Origin of the sequence: Pelorhabdus rhamnosifermentans (assembly GCF_018835585.1) — a bacterium.
In the GTDB taxonomy this organism is placed as follows: Bacteria; Bacillota; Negativicutes; order UMGS1260; family UMGS1260; genus Pelorhabdus; species Pelorhabdus rhamnosifermentans.
This window is the reverse complement of sequence record NZ_JAHGVE010000176.1, coordinates 1-241: the sequence shown is the minus strand read 5'-3', so window position 1 is coordinate 241 and position 241 is coordinate 1. Positions and strand designations below refer to the sequence as shown.

Genomic DNA, 241 nt, shown 5'->3' with positions numbered 1-241 from the left:
GCACATACCGGGAGTGGGAAGCGCTGGGCCAGCGCATCGACCGCTACCAGGCCGACGTGCTGCCGCCATTCACGGCACGAGTGGACGCCACACTGGCCGAATACCGCAGCGGCAACGGCCCCATGAGCGCAGTGCTCGAAGCCAGGCAGGCCCTGCTCGACGCGCAGCTTTCCTTCCTCGAACTGCGCCTGCAGCGGCTGCGCGCGGCGCTGAAGCTGCGCTACTACGTCACGGAATAAGC

Annotated in this window: 1 protein-coding gene; it reads left to right on the top strand. The window is 67.6% G+C overall.

The features are described 5' to 3' along the window. Positions 1-239: TolC family protein (locus Ga0466249_RS26255; RefSeq protein ID WP_215832429.1), on the top strand; the 239-nt coding region annotated here is incomplete at its 5' end. Between the last annotated feature and the right edge of the window lie 2 nt (positions 240-241).